At 57.2% G+C, this 17,347-nt stretch carries 14 protein-coding genes and 1 tRNA gene; 8 read left to right on the top strand and 7 right to left on the bottom strand.

The window, feature by feature from the left end; translation table 11 throughout:
- Positions 1 to 69: 69 nt before the first annotated feature.
- Both BUA44_RS03305 and BUA44_RS03300 read right to left on the bottom strand, forming a co-directional pair.
- Positions 70 to 143: transfer RNA gene (locus tag BUA44_RS03305), tRNA-Ile, on the bottom strand.
- Positions 134 to 1,564 (bottom strand): glycogen synthase, encoded by a 1,431-nt coding sequence (locus tag BUA44_RS03300; RefSeq protein WP_072808544.1) that lies wholly within the window; start codon positions 1,562 to 1,564, stop codon positions 134 to 136. Before BUA44_RS03300 ends, BUA44_RS03305 begins: the two co-directional genes overlap by 10 nt.
- 146 nt (positions 1,565 to 1,710) lie before the next feature.
- Here BUA44_RS03300 and BUA44_RS03295 point away from each other — a divergent pair, with 146 nt between their 5' ends.
- Positions 1,711 to 2,772 (top strand): LptM family lipoprotein, encoded by a 1,062-nt coding sequence (locus tag BUA44_RS03295; RefSeq protein WP_072808542.1) that lies wholly within the window; start codon positions 1,711 to 1,713, stop codon positions 2,770 to 2,772.
- A gap of 71 nt (positions 2,773 to 2,843) precedes the next feature.
- Here BUA44_RS03295 and opgC read toward each other — a convergent pair whose 3' ends face one another.
- Complete coding sequence (opgC, locus tag BUA44_RS03290; protein ID WP_072808540.1) at positions 2,844 to 3,902, bottom strand: OpgC domain-containing protein; 1,059 nt, start codon at positions 3,900 to 3,902, stop codon at positions 2,844 to 2,846.
- Between the two features lie 34 nt (positions 3,903 to 3,936).
- Positions 3,937 to 5,079: a hypothetical protein gene (locus BUA44_RS03285; RefSeq protein WP_072808538.1), complete on the bottom strand. Its 1,143-nt coding sequence runs from the start codon at positions 5,077 to 5,079 to the stop codon at positions 3,937 to 3,939.
- Positions 5,080 to 5,186: 107 nt separating this feature from the next.
- On the opposite strand from BUA44_RS03285, the gene BUA44_RS03280 reads away from it, so the two are divergent.
- The 4 genes from BUA44_RS03280 to BUA44_RS03265 are packed head-to-tail and all read left to right on the top strand — an operon-like array spanning position 5,187 to position 9,818.
- Positions 5,187 to 5,822 (top strand): LolA family protein, encoded by a 636-nt coding sequence (locus BUA44_RS03280; RefSeq protein WP_072808535.1) that lies wholly within the window; start codon positions 5,187 to 5,189, stop codon positions 5,820 to 5,822.
- Between the two features lie 2 nt (positions 5,823 to 5,824).
- Positions 5,825 to 7,453, top strand: a complete 1,629-nt coding sequence (locus BUA44_RS03275) for a hypothetical protein (protein WP_072808533.1) — start codon at positions 5,825 to 5,827, stop codon at positions 7,451 to 7,453.
- A complete protein-coding gene (locus BUA44_RS03270) occupies positions 7,450 to 8,550 on the top strand; it encodes a PorV/PorQ family protein (RefSeq protein ID WP_072808531.1) in 1,101 nt (366 codons plus the stop codon). Before BUA44_RS03275 ends, BUA44_RS03270 begins: the two co-directional genes overlap by 4 nt.
- Entirely contained in the window at positions 8,547 to 9,818 is a 1,272-nt protein-coding gene (locus BUA44_RS03265) for a DNA replication/repair protein RecF (protein WP_072808529.1), read from the top strand. The genes BUA44_RS03270 and BUA44_RS03265 overlap by 4 nt, the downstream gene beginning before the upstream one ends.
- A 103-nt stretch (positions 9,819 to 9,921) precedes the next feature.
- Here the strand turns inward: BUA44_RS03265 and mscL are convergent, their stop codons facing one another.
- Positions 9,922 to 10,362, bottom strand: a complete 441-nt coding sequence (gene mscL, locus BUA44_RS03260; protein ID WP_072808527.1) for a large-conductance mechanosensitive channel protein MscL — start codon at positions 10,360 to 10,362, stop codon at positions 9,922 to 9,924.
- An 83-nt stretch (positions 10,363 to 10,445) separates the two neighbouring features.
- Here mscL and BUA44_RS03255 point away from each other — a divergent pair, with 83 nt between their 5' ends.
- Both BUA44_RS03255 and coaE read left to right on the top strand, forming a co-directional pair.
- Positions 10,446 to 11,318 carry a DMT family transporter gene (locus BUA44_RS03255; RefSeq protein ID WP_072808525.1) on the top strand — a complete coding sequence of 291 codons (873 nt, stop codon included), beginning with the start codon at positions 10,446 to 10,448 and terminating at the stop codon, positions 11,316 to 11,318.
- Positions 11,319 to 11,379: 61 nt separating this feature from the next.
- A complete protein-coding gene (gene coaE, locus BUA44_RS03250; protein ID WP_072808523.1) occupies positions 11,380 to 11,967 on the top strand; it encodes a dephospho-CoA kinase in 588 nt (195 codons plus the stop codon).
- Between the two features lie 92 nt (positions 11,968 to 12,059).
- Here the strand turns inward: coaE and BUA44_RS03245 are convergent, their stop codons facing one another.
- Positions 12,060 to 13,925, bottom strand: a complete 1,866-nt coding sequence (locus BUA44_RS03245) for a glycoside hydrolase family 9 protein (RefSeq protein WP_178348732.1) — start codon at positions 13,923 to 13,925, stop codon at positions 12,060 to 12,062.
- Positions 13,926 to 14,190: 265 nt separating this feature from the next.
- On the opposite strand from BUA44_RS03245, the gene BUA44_RS03240 reads away from it, so the two are divergent.
- Positions 14,191 to 15,237, top strand: coding sequence for a hypothetical protein (locus BUA44_RS03240; protein ID WP_072808519.1), 1,047 nt, complete (start codon positions 14,191 to 14,193; stop codon positions 15,235 to 15,237).
- A 143-nt stretch (positions 15,238 to 15,380) separates the two neighbouring features.
- On the opposite strand, the gene thrS is transcribed toward BUA44_RS03240, so the two are convergent.
- On the bottom strand, positions 15,381 to 17,318 hold the full coding sequence (thrS, locus tag BUA44_RS03235) for a threonine--tRNA ligase (RefSeq protein ID WP_072808517.1): 1,938 nt from the start codon (positions 17,316 to 17,318) through the stop codon (positions 15,381 to 15,383).
- Positions 17,319 to 17,347: the final 29 nt, after the last annotated feature.

The raw sequence follows: 17,347 nt of genomic DNA, 5'->3' as shown, positions 1-17,347 counted from the left end.
TCCCCGCCTACGCGGGGATGACAGTGGGTAAGGAAAAACCCCGCGAACCTTACGGCTGCGGGGTTTTCGTGGGGCCTCCCGGACTTGAACCGGGAACCAACGGGTTATGAGTCCGTGGCTCTAACCGATTGAGCTAAAGCCCCAGTTCGCCCAATATTAGCAAATATTTTGAAATTGTGCGTGCCCACTCGTAGTGGAATCCGCTGTAGGCGTTCACCACCGCCTTGTCCCAGTCGGCGACTTCGTTCTTGTACACGTGGAACGCGTCCTTGAGCCTGCGCAGCATCTGGTGCGGAGCGTTCGCGTCTTCGACGAGGAATGCGTTTGCGCGGCCTGCCGTTTCGGGAGTGTAGTCGTCGAGCATTGTGGCTACGCCGACATTGAATCCGGTAAGCGGGAGTGTTCCGCAGGCGAGCGCCTTGAGGATAATCGATGTGGACGGTTCACGCAGGTTTGCGGCAAACAGGATGTCGGAACCGGCGAGGACCTCCTTGAGCGGTCGGACGTTCTCGGTCTCGCGGTCGATGGGCATCACGTGCATGATGTCGGGGTACTGCTTCGACACGTCCTGGTAGAAATTCCATTCCGGGTCTTCAGGCGAGATGCCCACGACGATAAACACGTCCTGCTTCGTGATGTCGGCGAGGATTGTCGCGAGCGTCTCGGAGGTGTTGCCCGCTTCTTCGTCGAGGTGCACGTAGAGGACCAACTTCGACCCGAAGTCCACGTGGAGTTGCTCTTGCAGCGCAAGCCTGGCCCTGTGTTTCGCTTCCTTGATGGGGAGCTGTTCTTCGCGGTTGAAGTCCCATACCCGGTAACTTACACCGAACTGGACGCCGATAAGCTTGTCGGCGTTGTGGTTCAAAAAGCCGCTGAGTCCGCCGGGCAGGTTCGTGTTGAGCATCGCGTCGCGGTAGCCGGGCGAGGGGAACAGGACCTTCTCGGCAAAGCAGATGCCCGCCTTGAGGAGGCTTACCTTGCCCCAGAACTCGTAGCCGTCCATGTTGTACCTTTCGCGCGGGAGGCCGATCTTCTCGATTTCCTCGGACCTCACGTGGAAGTCGTAGGTGATGTTGTGGACGGTAAAGAAGAACGGCACGTCGCCGAATTCTTCCTTGTAGGTGTTGTGCGCGAGTGCTCCGGCGAGTGCTCCGCCCCATTCGTGCCCGAGAATTGCCTGGAATTCGGTCTTGGACTCGATGGCGTAGCTCAGGCAGGCCGAAGCGAGGAAGGCGAACCGGAGGTGGTTGTCGCCGTAGGGGACGTCTTTAGGAGGGCCGTAGACGTAGGGCCTGCCGAAGTATTCCTCGTTATAGATATAGGTGTGCAGCGGGTCGGTCTCGGATTTCCATATTTCGTAAACCTTGCCCTGAAGGCGCTCCGTCCCGCGGAAAACGCACTTGTAGTTTTCCGGATTCTGTAAATGGTTCTTGTAAAACGGGGAACAGGTAACAACATTCACCCCGGCCTGGGCGAATGCGTCGGCAAGTCGGTTGACTGCCGTGGTGAGCGGACTGGGCACTAGCCAATTGCCCGCTTCTGGACTGACGACCAGAATTCTCATTCCCTATACACACTCCAAATAAAAATTTACGAATACGAGTGATATATGACAAATTTATTTAATTAAATTATCGTATGGTAGACCTGAAACGCGCTTTTGGCTCGATTTGGGGCTTATTTTGAACTTTATCCTTGAGGATTAAATCAATGAAGAAAATTTTTCTTGCCGCTTTAGCCGTGTCGGTCGCCTTTGCGCTCTCCGGCTGTAAGGGTGCCAACGAAAAGCGTGGCGACGAACACCTGGAAAACCAGCGTTACAGGAACGCCATCAACTCCTACCTGGATGCCCTCAAGAAGGGTAAAGTCTCTGACGAGTTCTATGACAACTTCACGCTCGCCCTAGTGCGCGGCGCGAACATCGAAGCCAAGAGCAACATCAACAGCGACCTTATCAGCGGTTACTTCGACAAGGCCGCCACCAACATTTCCAAGGTGCAGAAGCCCGAAGTGATTGAAGAATTCGTGACGAGCTACGCTACCATTGGTAAGCAGCAGGCTGCCCAGCAGGGACTGGACTACGGTTCTACCCTTCAGGCGTTCGCAAAGATCGACACTGCGCTCTCCATCGCGAAGAGGATGAACGTGGGTGAGGCCTCCGTGAAGACCATCCGTACCGAAGCAGAAAACCTCTATGTCGGACCGGCCCTCGCCGAAGCGAACGATGAAACCGATCCGGTGGTTTGCGAATACTACCTGCTCCGCATTGCCGAAATCGCTCCGGAAAATGCCGACGTGAAGGCTGCGCTCAACAAGAGCCGCAAGGGCACGCGTGGCTACTTCCTCATCTTCGGCGAAAACATTCCCGACCCGTCCGGCAAGAACCGCGTGGACAAGTGGGGCTACGTGATGGCTCTCCCGACCATCAAGATTACCCCGACTTCCTTGAGCGGCGAACTGCAGTTCTGGGCATCGACCGGCAACAACACCGTGCTCGACCCGGCTAACATCACGCTCGTCTCTACCGAGGGCAAGTCCGTCAACGCCAAGGCCGGTACCGGCTGGTGCGAAGCCGAAGTGCTCGTGGGCAAGAAGGGCGACGAAAAGATCGAGAAGAAGCGCCAGAACCTCAAGGCCGGCGAAAAGGGCAAGCTGATGAACGAATTCCAGTGTGGCCTGAACGTGACCTTCAACTTTGAGAAGGGCTTCGTTCCGGACTACATCCAGTACAAGGATGAATTCGGCATCGGCAAGAAGTTCCTCGGTCAGTAATTCTCGCTACAAGAATTTCAACGCGCACCCCGGTAAAAACCGGGGTGTTTTTGTATGAACCGAAAACCACATCAGGGTGCCCGCGGTTCGCGGGCCTTCGCGAGTGCCCACAGCAACACGCACGCGACGACCGGGACAAGGACGTTCCACGGCCCGTGGTAACGGACCGTTCCGGGGGTCGCCATCCAGAGATAAATGAGCACGATGTGCGCGGTATAGACGTCCAGGCTATGCCGCCCCATCACGTTGGTCGCCCTGAAGTCGAGCAGGGCGGGCCACCTGCGCACAACCGCACATATCAAGAGCATGAAGGTAAAGAAGTTCGCGAAGCGGAGCGGGCCGACGTGCACCTTGCTGGTCCAGAAACTGGCCGGCTCCGCGAGGGCGATAAACTGGTGCGACCAGAGGAAGCAGAAAACGAGAAGCACGATGATTGCGGGGGTTGCTCGCCGGACCGCGTTTACGGCGAGCGCGTTGCCGGCGGATTCGTCCCTGCGGGCGATGCGCCACCAGGAGGCGGTCGCCGCTCCCGAGAAGTACACGAACTGCCAGCCGAACGGGTCGAAGTCCCCGTGGTGTATCCACTGCGGGAAGATACCGTTACACGCGTCGCGGAGCCCGAACTGCGCCGCAATCCAGAGCGCGAGGGCGGGGAGCCAGAGGCACAGCACCTGCCGCTTGCGCGCCGCCCGCGTAAACAGCGGGAACACGAACGAACCCGCCAGAAGGAAAATCACGTACAGCGGCAGCACGTCGAGATACTCGGGTGTATTTGCGAGCAGGAGGCTGAACGCGCTTCCCGATGCGGGGTGGCTGTAGATGGATTCGAACAGGTAGCCCACTCGCGGCAGGAACAGCCACGCTGCCAGGCAAAGCGACACAAGCGTCACGATGTGGTAGCGCCACGTCTTGAACGCACGCCAACGCATCCAGGACTGCTTCGGGTCCTTCACTCCCTTGCTTGTGGCGGCAAGCATCCCGACGAATCCCGACAGGAAAAAAAAGCCTTCGGCCGCACTGAAGAAGCCGAAGCACTGGTACAGGTAGTACGATATGGGCCTTCCGAAATGGTCGAGGGTCATCTGCAACAGCAGAAGACCGCGGATCGAGTCAAGCGCCCTGATTCTCACGGATTCTTCCGGGGGAAGGCTCGCCTGTCAAAGGCTAGAAGCTGGCCTTCGCGCTGATACCCATCGCGAAGTCGGTATCGACCTGGTCGTTGAAGTTGTAGCCGAACCAGAACACGAGTTCCGTCTTCAGGGTCGGGTACAGGTAGAAGTTCATGCCGAGGTAGTGGAACGAGTCGTCGAAGTTTTCGGACTTGTTGCTATCCTTGTTCGTGTCGCGGTCGTGGTATTCGTAGCTCACGCCCATGGTGAACTTCTTGTGCAGGTTGAAACTCGGCTCGACGGCAAACATCATCTGGTCTTCTGTCAAGATCTGCGGTTCGGCGTCATATTCTTCGTCGGTAATCGCGTAGAAGAAGTTCATGTTCAGGTTGAAGAAGTCGTAGTTGAAGCTCGGTTCCAGGAGGAAGGAGTGGACGCCCTTGCCCTTGTACGGGTGGATGCCCCACACGGCGTAGATGCCGTAGTTCATCTTCTCGAAACTCTTGGCGTAGTCCACTTCCAGGCCGAACGTGTAGGTGTAGCTGCGGCTGATTTCGCTGCCGAACAGCCAGTCCACGCTCGGGGTAAGCACGAGGTGTTCGTCCACGTGGTTCAGGATGGGGTAGGAGTACGTGCCGAAAAGGGCCATGGAGTGCACGTTGTTCTCGGATGCACCTATATAGACCTTACCGTTGCCGTACTTCTCGTTGCCGACTTCGATACCGGCACCGCGCAGGTGCGATTCACGGACAATGACCGCGTAGCGGGCGGGGTCGCGCCAGTAGTAGTAGTTGAACGCGCCTGCAGAGTAGGTGAGGTCGCCGAACACGAGGCCGATGGAATGGGTCACGTCCCAGCGGAGTTCCACTCCATCAAAGTTGAATTCGGTGAACCTTCCGCCGTCACCCATGGCGGTGGAACGGGCAAAGTAGTGGCGGCGGGTTTCGGACGCCTTTGCCATGCCGTCGGAAGAATCGACGTAGGTGCTGTGCGTGTTGGCCTTCACGGTTACGGACACGTTCTCGTCGAGTTTTGCCTTGGCGGCAAGGTCGATATCCTGGTTGGCGGCATTAGTCGGGTCGAAATCGCTGTCAAAATAGCTGCCGTAGTCAAAGTTTACGTTACCGTGCAGTTCGACATCCAAGGCGAGGGCAAAAGATGCGGACGCGAGGGCGATGGGCAAAATGAGTTTGCGCATAAAATCCTTCCAAAAAAGTTCTTGGACAAAAGATAGAAATATATCTTGCAAAAACCCAACGTCGAGGGCGCTTACGTTTTGTATTTTTGTGTATATACAGGAGATTTATGAAAATTCGTAGTCTGTTTATTGCTTTGTGTGCGTTGGGCGTCTTGGCCGTCAATTCCTTCGCGGTTACCGCCGACGAGGCCCTCAAGGGCTCCAAGGAGTGGTTCAAGTCCGGCAAGGCCTGGAATCTCGAGTTCCAGGTGCAGATTTTTTATGCGGAGTCGCCCGATATCGTAAGCCAGACGGGAACGCTCCTGGTGGCCGATGCCGACAGGTTCCGCCTGAAGGTTGCGGGAATCGAGTTCGTGAGCGACGGCGAGAGCATGTGGCAGTACAACCCCGAACAGAACCAGGTGCTCATCAAGGCTATCGAGGACCTTTCTTCGGCGTTCCACCCCTCCGAGATGCTGTTCAAGTATTTGGAATGCAAGGCGAAGGAACTGAAGGAAGCGGAATTCAACAAGCAAAAGTTGTGGGTGCTAAAGCTCGACGCCTCAAAGTATGCGGGCCAGTTCGACCAGATGGAAGTATGGCTCTCGAAGAAGGACTTTTCGCCGGTGCGCCTGTTTACGGTTGACCCCGCGGGGAATTCCTCGTGGTACAACATTCTCAAACTGAACGTGGTAAAGAAGGTTTCGCCCGACGATTTCAAGTTTAAACCGGGCAAGGATGTCGACGAAATCGACATGAGGTAACGATGAAGTTTTTTGTAGACGCGGGTTTTGCTAGGCGTGTCGCGGGCGTTGTTGCCGTGGCGTCTTCGCTTGCCCTTGCCGCCACCGAGACGCTGTTCAGCAACTGGGCGTTTTCTGTAGCACCGGGGGGTGACTACGGGTCGCTGTGGGTGTTTTCGCGTGGTGATATGAACAGCGGGGTGACCCGCCTGGACTTGAAGGTTTCTGCCTCGGGGCAGGTGCAGGTTTCGGGTACGGAACAGGGCCCGCTCTCTGATTCGGTGACTGCCGTGCACGATGGCATATTTACGGACGTGAATGCGAACCACCGCCGCATACCTGCCGAGAATGCGGGCAGGCTCGGGCTCGTTTACCCGATGTACGGACTCGACAACAACGGGAACTTGCTCCAGCCCGAGGGTATTATCTCGGTGCGCAGTACCGAGGACATTTTCGAGACACCGCTTGAACTCCCGAGCGCGGCGGAAGAGCTCGATTCTGCGATGACGTATGCGGTGAGCGGCCTTGCCTACGATTCGACGCGGAAGACTCTCTGGATTGCGCGCGGCATGCTCGGCCTTACGGGTTACGACATCTCGCGCGGTGCGAACGACCCGAAGGAATTCAGGCTTATCTTTGACCGCGAGAACAAGGCGCTCGATACGCTCAAGCTGAATGCCTCGAAGGACCTCAAGAAGTACACCGAGGTATTTGACGTGGCGCTGGACCCGAATACGCGCGACCTGTGGATGGCGACGGCCCGCGGGCTCTGGGTGCTTTCTGCGGATGGCAGGCTTGCTAGCGCTTCGAAGGTGCTCGATTCCATGCGCGTTACGGGCGTGTGGGTTGGCGGCGACCCGCTTATGGTTATTGCCGAGACTCAGGCGCAGGGCAAGGAATCCATGAAGGGTGGCCTCTGGCGCAAGTATGTAGAAAAGTCGGGCGATTTTGCGAAGGTGCCGTTTATCGACGTGAAGGGAAACTCCCAGAAGAAGGACGTGTACGACAATGCCGATTACACGGTAAGCAATGTGGCCTTTGTCGGGAAACAGGCGCTTGTTGCGGTACGGACTGTGGGCGGCTCCGTGACCGGGCTCTTGCGGGTCGATTCGCTCGGGGTGCGAGCCTATGAAAGCGACGAAGAAGAAAGCCAGTGGCTTTTCGGTTTCGAGATGGGTGTGACCGACCGCGACGTGATGATTTGCGATATAGCCGCTTTCCCGCTCGAGAAGAATACGACAGGGCTTGCGGTTGCCACCTACGGCAACGGCATATCTGTTTCGGCGGATACGGGGCGAACCTGGACGCCGATACTGAACCGCGCGAAACTGAGCGGAAACCTGGGAACGGTGCGCATGGTGCCTTCGGTGATAACTGCGGGTAGCGAGTCGCTTGTTTCGTACAAGGTAAGCAAGGATTCGAAGATTACCATCGAGGTGTTCAGTTACGACATGAAGAAGGTACGCAAGATTGTGAAATCCGCCCCGCGCTTTGCGGATGCCTCGCGCTCCACGAACGCGAAGGAAGATGTTTGGGACGGGCTTGACGATTACGGTAACCCCTGCGCGATGGGTGTGTACTACGTGCGCGTGAAGGATAACCATGGCCACGTGGGCTGGGGCAAGGTCATGACGCTAGGGGGTACGCGATGATTTCGAGATTTGAGATTCGGAATTGTCATTGCGAGGATCTGCGCAGCAGGTCCGTGGCAATCTCCTTCCTGCATGCTCTCCTTGTTGGATTGCTGTTGGCTTCATCTGCATTTGCGGGCGTTGTCGACAAGAAGGCTGCCCTCGGTGGCTTTGACGGCTTTGTGGAACGCATGGGTGCGGGTACGCGCGAACTCGGGCGCGGCAATACGGGTTCCGCGGATACGGCCTCTATGCCCGGTGCCTACTGGAACCCCGCTATTCTCGGGTTCCGCCAGAACTTCAACTACACGCTCAATGCCGAACGCAGGAGCCTTGACCGCATGGGCGGTTCCCTCGGGCTCGAAACGCCGGTCGGAAACCGCATGGGTGTGGGGTTCGCGATGCTCTACCGCGGCGATATAAACTTCGATGTGATTGATGACGACGACCAGACTCTCGGTACGGCGACCCCGTTTTTCACGATGATGTACCTCGGATTTTCTTACCGCGCGACTCGCCGCGATGCCTTCGGTATATCGCTCTCGCTGGGCTACGACAACATGGATGTCGCCGAATACTACGACGGCATCGAGATGGTGGACGGCTTCACGAGCCCGGTGGCGATAAACCTGGGCTGGCTCAGGCAGTGGAACGAAAAGTGGTCCACGTCGGTTGTCATCAGGAACATCAGCTTCGGCAGGAACCTTTCGGCCCGCTGGTCTCGCAGCCCGAGTACGGACAACAGCATAGCCTCTACGGAAGGCGTACGCCCGAAGGTGTTGCAGGTGGGGCTCGGCTACCGCTCGAAGGTGCTGGGCAAGCCCGTATATGCCTGGATGGAAGCGCTCGATTACCAGGTGGCGGATACCTTGCTCGTGTTCGACCCGCAGCATCACGTGTGGACGGGTCGCGTAGGTTTCGAGTGCGAGATTATTCCCGACGGAACGGTGCGTATAGGTATGGACGACCTGGATGCGATGATTGGCCTGGGATACAAGTTCAACATACGCATAGGCAAGAAACGTTACCTGTTCGACGTGAACTATGCCCTGACGTATGAATCCAGCGCTGGGCTATGGAACCCGCTGAGCCTTGGCGTGAGGGGCTTTATCCCGTGATAAGTTCGCTGTCGCTAGCGCACGTCCGCAGTCTTGACGGGCGGGAATACCGCTTTGTACCCGGAATCAACGTGATTCATGGAAAGAACGGGTGCGGAAAGACTACGGTGCTGGAGGCAGTGCACCTGCTGGCGCAGGGGTTCTCGTTTCGGGCACACGACCTGAAGGAACTTATTGCCTGGAATGCGAACGAGATGATTCTGCGGGGCGCATTCGAGTACGACGGGCGTGAACTTGCGCGTGCTGTGCAGATTGGGCGTTACAAGAACATCGTGAAGGAAAACGGTGAGCCGTTGCGCGCGGTTTCGCAGTTTTTCGGGAAGGCGCCTGCGGTCATTATGCAGCCTTCTGACATAGAACTGCTGCGCGGTGCACCCGAAATACGCCGGCGCTGGCTCGACGAGATTCTGTGCTTTAGGTCGGCATCGAATGCGAAGGTGCTGCGCGACTACAGACGCGTATTGCAGCAGCGCAACCAGTGGCTTAGGCAGTTCAAGAAGGAAGGCGCGGCGCTCGGCGGCGAGGACTTGTTCCACGTGCTTACGGAGCAGCTTGTTGCGCTCGGGGCGAAGCTCTGGGCGGCGCGCATTAGCCTCTCGAACGAGATTTCCCCGATAATCACCGGATACTACAGGCGGCTCTCGGGCGGGGTGGATACCATTACCTGCAATTACAAGAGCTCCATCTTGAAGGATTTGGACGCGCTGGATGCGGCGGTGTTCATGGACGAGAATGAGCTGGAGGCGGTTGCTGCCGAAAGTAGCCCGCAGTACGCTCCGGAAAGTTGCGATGCGGGAGAAAATGGCGCAGGTCAAAATGGCGCTGGCTGCAATCCGAATGACGCTTGTTGTGCGGGTAGCGGCAGTGCGAGCGACGCTCCCGTGAGCGAAGAAATGCTGAAGAACGCCTTCGCAGAAAAACTCGCGGGCCTCGAGTTTATCGAAAAGTTGCAGGGAATCACGATGTCGGGCCCGCATAAGGACGACCTCGCGCTTTGTGCATCGGGCTACGAGATGCGTTCCGTGGGCTCGCAGGGGCAGTGCCGTTCCGCGGCGATCGCCATGCGCTTTGCTGCGGTGGATGTGGCTGCCCGCTACCTCACAAAACCGGTGCTCCTGCTTGACGATATATTCGCCGAACTTGACGTGGATCGCCGCGGGGCGGTCGCATCGCTCATCCGCGAGAAGGACTGCCAGGTGCTCATCGCCACCCCGCAGGTCGAGGAACTGCCGTTTACGGCGGATGCGGAAATAAGTTTAAGCGACTAGGGCGGGCTTCGTCCTCCCTAAGAAAAATCCCCGCACAAAGGCGGGGATGACAAAATCCATAACTGGATCCTTCGCGCTTACGCGCTCAGGATGACGCTACGCGTCATTTCTTCAGCAGGTCGCGGATTTCGGTGAGGAGCTTTTCTTCGGCGCTCGGCTCAGGAGGAGCCGGAGGAGCGGCCGGGGCTTCTTCCTTCTTGCGCATGTTCTGCATGAATCCGAGGAACTTCTTCATCACGAAGAACACCACGATGGCGACGATGAGGAAGTCGACGATGCCGCCGATGAAGTTGCCGTACGGGATGGTCACGCCGTTAGCGGTGGTGTAGGCGAGAGCCTTGAGGCCTTCGCCCGCGTCCTTGCCACCGGCCATAGCGATGATGGCAGTGACGCTCGGCATCACGATGTCGTTCACGAAGGAGGTGACGATTTTACCGAATGCGCCGCCGATGATAACACCGATGGCCATGTCGACGATGTTGCCCTTGAACGCGAAGGCCTTGAACTCTTCGAGAAGGGACGATGCTTTACCTTTGATACCCATGTGGGCTCCTTTTGTTGATGTTGCTTTTGAAAAAATAGTATTGTCGTGCAGTTTGGCAAGGCATTTTCTAAATTGTGTGCGCTATGTCATGGTTGTTTCTGGCTTTTGCGTCTGCAGTGTTTCTTGGTTTTTACGATTTGGCCAAGAAAAAGTCGGTGCAGGACAACGCTGTACGTCCGGTCCTTTGCCTGTGCAGCGCCTTCTATGCCCTCTTTATGCTCCCGGTCCTGTTCCTGGGGCACTGCGAACCCCTGTCGTTCCACGACCACCTGTTGCTGATGGCGAAGGCCGTCATCGTGGGGCTCAGCTGGCTGTTTACCTACAATGCCATCGCGCACATGCCGCTCAGTATTTCGACCACGATACGCGCGCTCGCCCCGCTCTTTACCATCATGATTGCGGTGGGGTTTATGGGGGAGCGCCCCTTCCCGCTCCAGTGGGTGGGGATTGCCGTCTGCGTGTGCTCGTACATCGGGCTGAGTCTCGCGGGCAGGAAGGAGATGGGGCACTTTTTCAGCAACGGCTGGGTGATTTCGATGCTCCTGGGCACGCTTCTTGCAAGTTGCAGCGGCATTTATGACAAATTCATATTGCAGCGCATGAACTTTGAACCCTTGACGGTGCAGGTGTGGTTCAGTGTCTATATGCTCGCGGTGCAGTTCATCACGACTGCGTTCACGTGGTACCCGACCCGCAAGAAGACGACCCCGTTCAAGTTCCGGTGGAGTTTCCTTGCTGTGGCGGCGCTCCTGATTATCGCAGACCGTTGCTATTTCCTTGCGGTGGGGAACCCCGATGCGCTGATTTCCATCATCACGGTGCTTCGCAGGTCGAGCGTGTTTATCAGCTTTGTGGCGGGAATCCTGATTTTCCGCGAACGCAAGAGCAAGCTCAAGTTCCTGGCCCTGCTCGGGATAGTCGCGGGTCTTTGCCTTATATCGCTCGGCAAGGGGTAGGGGCAAGCCCGCAGGCCATCGCTTGAGCCCTCCTTTGTCGTATTTTTCTATAATGTCTTTTATGAAAAAAATCGGCATCACGGGTTCCATCGGGTCGGGCAAGTCCTTTGTGGGCTCGCTCCTGCGGGAACGTGGCTATATGGTGCTCGATGCCGACAGGCAGGTGCATGAACTGTACCGCACGAGCGCTCCCCTGCGGGCTTCCATTGCGCAGGCGTTTGGCGCGGAGAGCCTTACGCCGGAAGGTGTCGACCGCAAGTACCTAGCCCGATTGATATTCAAGGACGACAGCGCCCGCGAACGGCTCGAGAACCTGGTGTACCCTTACCTGACGAAGTCCGTGGGGGATTTCCTCATGAGCGAAATTCCGGGTGGTTCGGGCGTGAAGTTCGTGGAGGCCGCCCTCTTTTCGCGTACACCCGAGATAGTCGCGATGCTCGATGAAATCTGGATTGTGAAGGCTCCGGAGGACGTGCGGCTTCGCAGGCTGATTGCCCGCGAGCTTGGCGAGGAGGATGCGCGGCTCCGCATTCAGAACCAGCGCGGGGTATGCGACGAATCGCTTTTCCCGGGCAAGTGCGTGCGAGTGCTCGAAAATGCGGAAGGAAAGCCCGCCATCGTGAACCAGCTGGATCAGCTCCTCCTGTAATTTGCATGGGCACCTTCGGTGCAGTGACAAGGTCAAGTTCAACAAAAAGCGACCCTTTCGGGCCGCCTTTTTTGGAGGAGGATTATGAAAACTTACTTGAGGTTCTTGCCGCGCAGGTTGAAGTAGCGGACGGTGCCGTCGCGCATCTTCCGTTCGACCTGGACCGCTCCGTTCTTGAACACGAGGCGGTTGCCTTCGGCCTGCTTGCTGAAGTTTGCCTTCACGAAGGGAATCTTGTCGACATCGTATTTTTCCGGAGTGTCGGAACCGATTTCGTAGACCTTGCCCGTGGCGGTAATCGCCTGGAGCGAACCGACCAGGTAGGCAAACGGAGCGTTCCAGTTGATGGCGACTTCGTTGGTGGCGTAGCTGCAGGAATTGTCGTAGTAGGACTTTGCCGGGGCATCCTTGTCGATGAGCTTCTTGGCGCAGTCGTCGGCAGAGGAGTTCGGGCCACCCACAAGCATTCCCGGCACGGGAACTTCAACCGTGTCGCCCTGGCTCGGACGGTGGTGAGGCTTCATGACCTGGTTCACGCCCCAGCCCGTAAGGTAAGAAAGGTCGAGCGGGTTGCGTCCCAGGAGGTAGTCGAGGATTCCCTGTGCTGCGTCGAGGTACTTCTGTTCCTTGGTCAGGATGTAGGCGTGAATGAGTACCATGCCCTTGTTCGCAACGACGCTGTTGGAACCCCAATAGAAGTCGCTGTTGTCGATGGCGAGGCCGTAGCCGTTGCTCATCTGCTCGATGTAACTGTCGGCGAGGGTGAAAATGAGAATCTTTGCGGAGTCCACGTCAGCTTCGTCGAAAATCTGCGGGTTGGTAGCGATAGTGAAGGCTGCGAGTGCGTAAACCGTCTGCCAGCCCTGAAGCTTGCGGCGCGGCTTGGTGAGCAGGTACTTGTGCATGTCTTCGAGGAATTCCGGCTTCTGGGAAATGCGGTAGAGTTCCGTCGCGCCCCAGATCTGTTCGTCAACCGCGTTGCCATCGGTGTAGGAACCCGTTCCCACGTCGCTCGGCTGCGTGAAGAAGGCGTACGGGTTGTTGCGGGCCCACCAGCGGGCATCGGCGGCGGCCTTGGCGCACTTTTCTGCAAACTCGGGGTCAAAGGGCTTGTAGATGTCGGCTGCGAGAGCGGTAACGCCCACAAAGTCCCAGGTGGCTGTCACGCTCTTGCCGATGGCATAGCGCTGCTTGGTGGACTTTTCGGGGAGCACCATGCCTGCAAACTGCTTGGTGGTAAGCTTGTGGAACACGCCGCCATCGTCATCCTGCATGGTGAGCATCCATTCGATGTTCCAGCGGATTTCATCGAGCAGGTCGGGCACGTTGTTCTTGCTTTCGGGAATGTTCAGGTTGAGCGTATCGAAGTAGGCCTTGTTCTGCTGGTAGAGCTGCAGAAGGGTGTAGGTCGAAATGCCCGAGTTCACGACGTACTTGCCGTAGTCGCCCGCGTCGTACCAGCCCTTTGCTCCATTGAATGTGGCGGTAAGGTCTTCCTTGCCGGTGGATTCGTGGTACATGACCGCGGTATCCGGGGTGCCCATGGCACGTGCGTACTTGCCCGCGTATTCCTCTTCGAGTGCGGTGGAGGAACGCTGGAAGTAGAAGAACTTGATGGACGCCTTTGTCACGTCTTCGAGCGCGTTGTCGGCAATCACGATGGGGTGGCCTACGGCCTCGTCGCCCACGTATGCCTGGTAGGTGCCCGGCGTCTTGAGTTCGGAAAAGTCCACGAGCGATGCTTCCTCGTTGGCGGGCTTCCACATGGAGGCTTCCGGAGCCTTCACCGTGAGGGCCGCATTGCCGTCCTTGTCCTTGAATACGACATCCTTGCCGGCGGCATCGACCACTGCAATCTGCTTTAGACCGTTGGTCATGAATCCGACCTGGTTCTGGTATGCCGTTGCGGCAAAAATCGCGGGTGCCGCGACAGCCGAAATGAGGAGAATCTTTTTCATGTTCATTGGAACCTTCCCTTTGTTTGTCTAGAAATTTAAATTGCGAAACGCCTGCGGGGTATATCCGGCGGTTACAAAAGTGTTTTCTCTTGAAAACAAGGGCCTATTTTGTTTACGGACGTGTCCGATAAAGCCCAAAAATTACAAAGGTTTACCCAAAAAGCCCTTATTTTGCCTGCAAAAGATGTATATTGTCCCATAGGCAAAATGTGCGGAATATGTAGTACCGCCAAATAGGAATGCTAAAATAGAAAGGAAAACGGAAATGGCTGCAGAATCGAAGATACTGGAACGTGCCGAAATGTACTTGCGTAAACTCTCGTGCGGGGTGAACCCGCTCACCGAGGAGACCCTGCCCGAAAATGATACTTGCCGGCAGGAACGAATCAGCAAGTGTCTCCTGTACGTTGCGGATTACCTGCAGCAGATAGTTTGTCCTAAACCGAAGGCCGCGAAGGCGGAAAAGCCCCTGACGCCCAAGCGCAAGCGGGAACAGGCGAACCAGGAACTGGCCCTAACGGAAGAGACTCTTGCGAAGTTTGAATTCTCGGAAGAACCGCTCTCGCTTTCGGGCATCGTGCGCCGGGTAAACGCGCTCATTCCCGAGGGTAGCGGCATGATGCCCCTTATGTATGCCGACGTGGCCGAAGTGCTAACGCAGGAAGGCTACCTCCAGAAGCAGGAGGGCGTCGCCGGCAAGGAGACGAACCTCCCGACCCCGCAGGGCGAGGAGAAGGGCTTTGTGCGGGCCGAGGCCGACATCCGCGGTCATTTCTCGATTTACACCAAGTGCAACGTGGATGCACAGAAGTTCGTGATTGAAAATATCCAGAAGGCGGTGGCGCAGGCGAATGCACGCCTAGCAAGGCGCAATGCGGAACGTGCTGCCCGCGAGGCTTCGGGCTTTGCGAATGCGACCGGCGGTCGCAACGAATTTGCGGGGGCACGTGCAGAGCGCGCGGGCAAGGAAAAGTTCCACCTGACGGAAGCACAAATCGGGAACTTCGCCGTCGATGAATCGCCCCTGCCTGTAAGTGAAATCGCGCGTCGCCTGAATGCACTGCTCCCCGAGGGGGCGAACATCGAGCAACTGTATTTCAAGAAGATCCGCGACTGGTTCGTGGCGCAGGGCCTGCTCGAAGAACGCAGGAGCGTCGTGGGGAAGGTCTCCTTCTCGCCTACGGAACAGGGCCTTGCCGCGGGGATTCTCGTGGACAAGCGCATCGGCAAGAACGGCGAGGAATACGAGGCCGTGCTCTACAATGCGGCCGCCCAGAAGCTCGTGCTCGACCACGTGAACGAACTGGCTTGATTTTTATTGATATGAAAAAACGCAGGCTCGATGAGTCTGCGTTTTCTAAAATGTCATCCCCGCGGAGGCGGGCGGACAACACTTAGCACTTTAGTGCTTAGTGTGCGTGGCCACCTAGGTGGGGATCTTTTATGCCGCGAGGATTATCTCACAACCTTGCGGTCTTCTTCCGTCATCTTGAGGAAGTCGGCAACCGTCATTTGACCCTTGTCGCCTTCCTTTCTCTTGTTGACAGCGATGAGACCTTCTGCCTGTTCCTTTTCGCCTACAATAATCTTGTACGGAATCTTCTGGAGTTCGCACTGGCGGATCTTGTAGCCGAGTTTCTCGTTGGATTCATCGACTTCCACGCGGACGCCGGCGTTCACGAGTTCGCGTTCCACGGATTTCGCGTAGTCAACGAACTTCTCGGAAATCGGGAGCACGCGGGCCTGAACCGGAGCGAGCCACAGCGGGAAATCGCCCATGAACTCTTCGATAAGAATACCGAGGAAGCGTTCGATGGAACCCACGGCGGCACGGTGCAACATCACCGGAATGTGCTTCTGGTTGTCCTTGCCGACATACTCGGCGCCGAGACGCTGCGGCAAGTTGAAGTCCACCTGGATGGTACCGCACTGCCAGTCACGACCGAGGGAGTCCTTCAGCGTGAATTCGAGCTTCGGGCCGTAGAAGGCGCCTTCACCCGGGTTCAGGATGTAGTCGAGGCCAGCGAGTTTCGTTGCTTCGGCGAGGGCGGCTTCAGCCTTGTCCCAGATTTCGTCAGAACCCACGCGCTTTTCCGGGCGGGTGGAGAACTTCACCACGATATCGTCGAAACCGAAGTCGTGGTAGATTTCCTTGACGAGAGCGCAGAAGTCGGCCACTTCGCTTGCAATCTGGTCTTCGGTACAGAAGATGTGGGCGTCATCCTGCACAAAGCCGCGCACGCGCATCAGGCCGTGCATGGTGCCGGCAGGTTCGTAACGGTGGCACTTACCGAATTCGGCAAGGCGCATCGGAAGGTCGCGCCAGCTGCGGAGACCCGTATTGAAAATCTGGATGTGGCAGGGGCAGTTCATCGGCTTCACGGCCATTTCCACGTCGCCAGCGAGCGTCTTGAACATGTTCTCGTTGTACTTGTCGGCGTGGCCGGACTTGATCCACAAAGTCTTGTTCACGATTTCCGGCGTGATCACTTCGAGGTAGCCGCGACGGTCAATCTTACCGCGGATGTAGTCCTTGAGGGCGTTCACCATCTTGGTGCCCTTCGGGTGCCAGAACACCATGCCCGGGGAGTGGTCTTCAATGTGGTAGAGGTCCATTTCCTTGCCGATCTTGCGGTGGTCGCGCTTCTCGGCCTCTTCCAGGAACTTCAGGTAAGTTTCGAGACCTTCCTTGTCGGCAAAGCAGGTGCCGTACACGCGAGTCAGCTGGTCGCTGTTCTGGTCGCCATGCCAGTATGCACCCGACATCGAGAGCACCTTGAAATTCTTGAGTTTGCCAGTAGAGGGCACGTGGGGGCCGGCGCAGAGGTCTTCAAAGTTCTTGCCCGGTTCGCCAGTCACGTAGAAGCTGAGCGTACCGTCGCTGCCTTCGCGGGCGAGTGCGCGCTGCGCGTTATCCGTTTTGTACTTGTCGCCCTCGGTGCGCTTCAGGCCATCGGCGGCGCTGACTTCGCAACGGGTAAACGGACGGTCTTCCTTGATGATTTCCTTCATGCGCTTTTCGATGCGCTCGAAATCCGACTGCTGGATCGGGGTCGGTGTCATCAAATCGTAGTAGAAACCCTTTTCGATAGCCGGACCGTAGGCGAGCTTGGTGCCCGGGAACAGGTCGCAGATGGCTTCGGCAAGCACGTGGCTGCAGCTGTGACGCAGGAGCATCAGAGCATCCGGGTCGTCGTTGCTCGGCGTGATAATCTTGATGGTGCCGCTCTCGGTGAGCGGGCGCGTGAGGTCGAGGACCTTATCGCCGAGTTTGACGCCAAGCGCCTTGCGTGCAAGACCTTCGGAAATGCCCTTCGCAATTTCGAGGCCGGTGGTGCCCGATGCTACGGAACGTACGGAGCCATCGGGGAAGGTGAGTTCGATTTGAGACATAAATAATCCTTTTTGTGGGCGGTTCTCGC

Source organism: Fibrobacter sp. UWR3 (genome assembly GCF_900143055.1).
Classification (GTDB): domain Bacteria; phylum Fibrobacterota; class Fibrobacteria; order Fibrobacterales; family Fibrobacteraceae; genus Fibrobacter.
Note: the sequence above shows the minus strand (reverse complement) of the source record. Positions and strands in the feature narration are given on the sequence as shown.

Excerpts from the sequence above, each read along its gene's own strand:
- BUA44_RS03295 (WP_072808542.1), top strand. The coding sequence starts at position 1,711 with ATGAAGAAAATTTTTCTTGCCGCTTTAGCCGTGTCGGTCGCCTTTGCG.
- BUA44_RS03270 (WP_072808531.1), top strand. The coding sequence starts at position 7,450 with ATGATTTCGAGATTTGAGATTCGGAATTGTCATTGCGAGGATCTGCGC.
- thrS (WP_072808517.1), bottom strand. The coding sequence starts at position 17,318 with ATGTCTCAAATCGAACTCACCTTCCCCGATGGCTCCGTACGTTCCGTA.
- BUA44_RS03275 (WP_072808533.1), top strand. The coding sequence starts at position 5,825 with ATGAAGTTTTTTGTAGACGCGGGTTTTGCTAGGCGTGTCGCGGGCGTT.
- BUA44_RS03255 (WP_072808525.1), top strand. The coding sequence starts at position 10,446 with ATGTCATGGTTGTTTCTGGCTTTTGCGTCTGCAGTGTTTCTTGGTTTT.
- BUA44_RS03300 (WP_072808544.1), bottom strand. The coding sequence starts at position 1,564 with ATGAGAATTCTGGTCGTCAGTCCAGAAGCGGGCAATTGGCTAGTGCCC.
- BUA44_RS03285 (WP_072808538.1), bottom strand. The coding sequence starts at position 5,079 with ATGCGCAAACTCATTTTGCCCATCGCCCTCGCGTCCGCATCTTTTGCC.
- coaE (WP_072808523.1), top strand. The coding sequence starts at position 11,380 with ATGAAAAAAATCGGCATCACGGGTTCCATCGGGTCGGGCAAGTCCTTT.
- BUA44_RS03280 (WP_072808535.1), top strand. The coding sequence starts at position 5,187 with ATGAAAATTCGTAGTCTGTTTATTGCTTTGTGTGCGTTGGGCGTCTTG.
- BUA44_RS03245 (WP_178348732.1), bottom strand. The coding sequence starts at position 13,925 with ATGAAAAAGATTCTCCTCATTTCGGCTGTCGCGGCACCCGCGATTTTT.
- BUA44_RS03240 (WP_072808519.1), top strand. The coding sequence starts at position 14,191 with ATGGCTGCAGAATCGAAGATACTGGAACGTGCCGAAATGTACTTGCGT.
- mscL (WP_072808527.1), bottom strand. The coding sequence starts at position 10,362 with ATGGGTATCAAAGGTAAAGCATCGTCCCTTCTCGAAGAGTTCAAGGCC.